Origin of the sequence: Spirillospora sp. NPDC049652, from assembly GCF_040675125.1 — a bacterium.
GTDB lineage: Bacteria > Actinomycetota > Actinomycetes > Streptosporangiales > Streptosporangiaceae > Spirillospora.
Genome location: NZ_JBFAOF010000595.1, coordinates 1 through 4,548, shown reverse-complemented (window position 1 = coordinate 4,548; position 4,548 = coordinate 1). Strand labels below are relative to the sequence as shown.

Annotated in this window: 5 protein-coding genes and 1 rRNA gene; 3 read left to right on the top strand and 3 right to left on the bottom strand. The window is 72.9% G+C overall.

The annotated features are described in order from the left end of the window. Positions 1 to 988, bottom strand: a 988-nt coding sequence (locus AB0J52_RS28660) for an MFS transporter (RefSeq protein ID WP_500185602.1), incomplete at its 3' end; no start/stop codon positions are given. Between the two features lie 101 nt (positions 989 to 1,089). Here AB0J52_RS28660 and AB0J52_RS28655 point away from each other — a divergent pair. The 3 genes from AB0J52_RS28655 (at position 1,090) to AB0J52_RS28645 (ending at position 3,674) form a co-directional block, all read left to right on the top strand. Then, positions 1,090 to 1,866, top strand: a complete 777-nt coding sequence (locus AB0J52_RS28655; protein WP_500185601.1) for a helix-turn-helix transcriptional regulator — start codon at positions 1,090 to 1,092, stop codon at positions 1,864 to 1,866. A gap of 189 nt (positions 1,867 to 2,055) precedes the next feature. After that, a complete protein-coding gene (locus AB0J52_RS28650; RefSeq protein ID WP_500185600.1) occupies positions 2,056 to 3,021 on the top strand; it encodes a hypothetical protein in 966 nt (321 codons plus the stop codon). Between the two features lie 65 nt (positions 3,022 to 3,086). After that, positions 3,087 to 3,674 carry a GNAT family N-acetyltransferase gene (locus AB0J52_RS28645; RefSeq protein WP_500185599.1) on the top strand — a complete coding sequence of 196 codons (588 nt, stop codon included), beginning with the start codon at positions 3,087 to 3,089 and terminating at the stop codon, positions 3,672 to 3,674. Here the strand turns inward: AB0J52_RS28645 and AB0J52_RS28640 are convergent. Continuing rightward, complete coding sequence (locus AB0J52_RS28640) at positions 3,631 to 4,272, bottom strand: dihydrofolate reductase family protein (protein ID WP_500185598.1); 642 nt, start codon at positions 4,270 to 4,272, stop codon at positions 3,631 to 3,633. The genes AB0J52_RS28645 and AB0J52_RS28640 overlap by 44 nt on opposite strands. A gap of 205 nt (positions 4,273 to 4,477) precedes the next feature. Further along, positions 4,478 to 4,548 (bottom strand): 5S ribosomal RNA (gene rrf / locus AB0J52_RS28635); the annotation flags it as partial.

Below are 4,548 nucleotides of genomic sequence, written 5' to 3'. Positions count from 1 at the left end.
CGCTGACCGCGAGGCCGAGGGTGACGCCGCCCGCCGTTCCGACGCGTCCGGGCAGGTAGTCCTGGCCGAGCGTGACCTGGAGCGAGAACGGCACGAACAGGCTGGCCGCCGTCGCCGCGACGCCGAGGAGCACCAGCGGGCCCGGCAGGAACGCGACACCCGCGATGGACGGCACGGCGCACGCGTACGCTGCCCGCGCGCACCGGACGCGGCCGAACCGCCCGGCCAGCCGCCCGCCGAGGACGGTCCCCACCGCGCCCCCGCCGAACAGCAGGAACAGCGCCGCCGCCCCGGCCGCCGAGCCGCCGTCCATCCGCTGCTTCGCGACCACCGCGAGCAGCGTGCTCACGCCGAAGAACGCCACCGACCGGAACGTCACGACCAGCGACAGCCGCGCGAACATGCCCCAGTCGTCCCGTCCCCGGGACGCCCCGGACGCGCCGCGCGCGGGCACCGGCGTCCGCGTCACCAGCACGGTCATCAGCGCGCCCGCCACGGCCGGGACGGCCAGCCACGGCGTCGCGCCGAGCCCGCCCGCCGCGAGCAGCGGCGTGACCAGCAGCGGAGCCGCCGCGAACCCGACGTTGCCGCCCAGCGAGAACCAGCTCATCGCCGTGTGGTCGCCGCGCGTGACGGCCCGCGCGAGCCGCGCGGACGCCGGGTGGTACGCCGCCACCCCGAGCCCGGACAGCGCGACGAGCGACCAGACGACCACGCGGTTCCCCGGCGTCCCGGCGGCGGCGATGCCGAACCCGGCGAGCAGCATCGCCGCCGGGATCAGCCACGGCATCCGCCACCGGTCGGTGAGCAGCCCGAACACCGGCTGGACGACCGAGGACAGCAGCGTCGCCGCCAGCACCACCGCCGACGCCGCCGCGTAGCTGTAGTGCCGTTGCGCGACCAGGAACGGGACCAGTGCGGGCACCGCCCCCTGGTAGACGTCCACGCAGGAGTGCCCGGCGGACAGCAGCAGGACCGAACGCTTCATACCCGCCAGCGTCGCCGCCGCCCGGCTTGTCGCGCTTCCGACATCTCGCCATTCTGTATCGCGAACCCGCCACCGCTCCCCGCCGCCCCCCGGAGCCGCCGATGTCCCCCGAGCCCGTCCCCGCGACGCGCCACCTGCCGACGGCGCCGACCGGGAGCCGGCCGCTCAGCCGGGGCGCGGGCGCGAGCGCGCACCGGCACGACAACCCGCAGCTGATCTACGCCCGCTCGGGCGTCGTCACGGTGACGACCGACGCCGGCGTCTGGCTCGCGTTCCCCGGCCGCGGCCTGTGGGTGCCCGCCGGGGTCGTCCACGAGCACCGCGCCTTCGGCGCCGCGGACCTGCGCCTCGTCGGGATCCCGCCTTCGGACGACCCGCTCGGCCGCCTCCCCGCGCCCGCCGTCGTCGCCGTCGATCCGCTGCTGCGCGAACTCGTCCTGGCGCTCACGGCCGAGCCGGACGACGGCGGCCCGGAACGGGCGCGCCTGCTGGCCGTCCTGCTGGACCGGCTGCGCCGCGCCCCGCTCCTCGCCGGGCAGCACGTGCCCGCCGCGCGCGACCCGAGGCTCGCCGCCGTGTGCCGCATCCTGCTGGACGACCCGTCCGAGCAGTCCGGGCTCGCCGAGCTGGGCGCGCGCGTCGGAGCCGGGGAGCGGACGCTGTCCCGGCTGTTCGCCCGCGAGCTGGGCATGGGCTTCCCGCGCTGGCGCGCCGCCGTGCGCCTGCACCACGCCCTGATCCTGCTCGCCGAGGGCGTGCCGGTGACCGCCGTCGCGCACCGCTGCGGCTGGTCGTCGGCGAGCGCGTTCATCGACGCCTACCGCCGGACCTTCGGCCACACCCCCGGCGCGGCCCGCCGCCACGGCTGGCCACGGTAGGACATTCATCCCGCTCTGACATGCCGTTTCTGCTTTGCCTGAAAAATCCCTGAAAACGGCATTGACAGGCCTTCCAGGTGATCGCACAGTATGGGCGGCGGCAGGGGCGATCAAGCTCCCCAGGCCCCCGCCGCACGGCTCGCGCGCGCATGCCGAACTCCGTCCCCCGCCTCCCCAAGGAGTCGAGTGATGCAGCGACGAACCCTGCTCGCGTGCGTGCTCCCGACCGTCCTCCTCACCACCCTCACCGCCGTCCCCGCCACGGCCGCACCTCCCCGCCCCGCGGCACCGGCCGACTCCGCCACGTCGTCCCGCCCGGCCGCGTCACCCGACCCGGACGCGCCCAAGACCGGACGCGTGGCCCACTCCCGCCCCGTCCCCCGCGACGCCGGTACGGCGAAGGCCGCCCGCGCCTTCCGCGAACTGCACGACGCCCGCCTCGGCCGCGCCGCCGCCCCGACCACGAGCCCCGCGCTCCGCGAGCAGGTGCACGAGTTCTGGGGCATCGAGCCCGCCGCCCGGACCCACGACGGCCTCATGGCCACGCACAGCGTCGACCCGTCCTACCGGGTCTCCTACAGCGACGACTTCACCTACGCCCCGACCACCAAGGCCGCCTCGTCCTGCATGGAGGTCACGACGGTCTACTCGCAGGCCGTCGGGAACGAGCTGTGGGCCTGGGACTGGTGCGGCGGCAACGGCCCCACCGTCGAGCTCCCCATGGACGCCTCGTTCCAGCGGACCTACACGACCACGGTCAACGGCCACGCCGCCTACACCGTCCAGCTCGTCCGGACGAACGCCACCACCAACGCCTGGACGGCCTACCTGTACAACTACGCCACCGGCGCCTGGAACTCCTTCTATAGCAAGTCCGGCCGCGACACCAGCGGCCTCTCCTACGGCTGGGACATCTTCGAGATCTACGCCAGCCGCAACCCCGCGACCGGCAACGCCTACTACTGCACGGACGCCAGGAACGTCGTCTTCGAAAGCAGCTCGATCAAGCTCCGCCGCAGCGGCGCCTGGTCGCCGGCGAGCCCGTCCGACTCCCCCTGGGAGCCGGTCGCCGTCCCCGACCCGTCCGACTACCTCTGCCCGACACTGAAGTTCATCCGTGCCGGAGCCAATGACCACTGGCTGGTCGACCAGTAGCGGGCCCGGAGGCCGGCGGGTGACAGCGGCACCCGCCGGCCTCCGTATCGGTACGGTCGGACGCTATGACCGCCGCCTTCTCCCCGCTCCGCTCCGAACGGCTCATCCTGCGCGCCTGGCGCGAGGACGACCGCGCCCCCTTCGCCGCGCTCAACGCCGACCCCGATGTCATGAGGCACTTCCCCGCTCGCCTCACCCGCGCGGAGAGCGACGACCTGCTCGACCGGCTGAACGCCGCGATCGAAGAACGCGGCTTCGGCTTCTGGGCCGTGGAGGTCGCCGACACCGGACGGTTCATCGGCTTCACCGGCCTGTCCGTCCCCCGCTTCGACGCCCACTTCACCCCCGCCGTCGAGATCGGCTGGCGGCTGTCCCGCAAGAGCTGGGGCCAGGGCTACGCCGCCGAGGCCGCACGCCGTTCCCTCGACTTCGCCTTCGACGACCTCGGCCTCGCGGAGGTCGTCTCGTTCACCGCCGTCGAGAACGCCCGCTCCCGCGCCGTCATGCGCCGCATCGGCATGACCCGGGACCCGGCCGAGGACTTCGACCACCCGTCCCTTCCCGAAGGGCACCCGCTACGCCGGCACGTCCTCTACCGGATCTCCGCCCTCACGCACCGGCCGACGTCCCCTCCGGACGGAACCGAAGGTTGACCGCCGCCGTGGGCCCGTCCCCTCCCACCCGGTGAAGCCGGACCGGCACCCCGCCTCCCGGCCGGTCGAACAGCCGTATCCCATCGCCCAGCAACACCGGCAGCACATGCAGGTCGATCTCATCGATCAGCCCCCGCTCGATCAGCTGCCGCCCGATGGACGCCGAGAACACTTCGAGGTTCTTCCCACCGGCCGCCTCCAGGGCGATCCGAGCCGCATCCGCCACGTCGCAGCTCAGAAACGTCACGTCCTCGGCGGGTTCCGCATCCTCGGGATGGTGCGTCAGCACGAAGATCGGCCCCTTCCAGGCACCACCGTAAGGACGGTCCGCTCCGATGGCCACGTCCCACCCGTCCCGTCCCCCCAGAATGGCACCGGTCGTCCGGATGTACTCCTCATGCAGCCCTGGCCGGACGGTCGCCCCCGTCATCCATCCCATGTCGTGCTCCGGCCCCGCCACGAAGCCGTCCAGCGACATCGCGAAGTGCCAGAGCACCTTCCCGGACGCGGTCTGCGGCGCGAAGTCGTCGTCCATATCCGTTCCTCCCAGGAACACCGGCTTCCACTTCCAAGAGTGAGACTCGCCGCCACCCGCCAACTCATCGCCCGGCCCGATCCCCTCCCCGCGGGGTCCCTGAGGCTCCCGATTCCCACCGATCCCAGATCAGAGAGCGCCCCGTAGCGCAGCACCTACAAGACTCATCCGCATAAATAAAAAAACCCCGCCACATTCGTGGCGGGGTTTTTGCCTCGCGAAATAGAAGTAGGGCCCGCCACACTGTGGCGGGCCCTACCCAATATAAGTCCGGCGGCGTCCTACTCTCCCACACAGTCTCCCATGCAGTACCATCGGCGCTGAGGGGCTTAACTACCG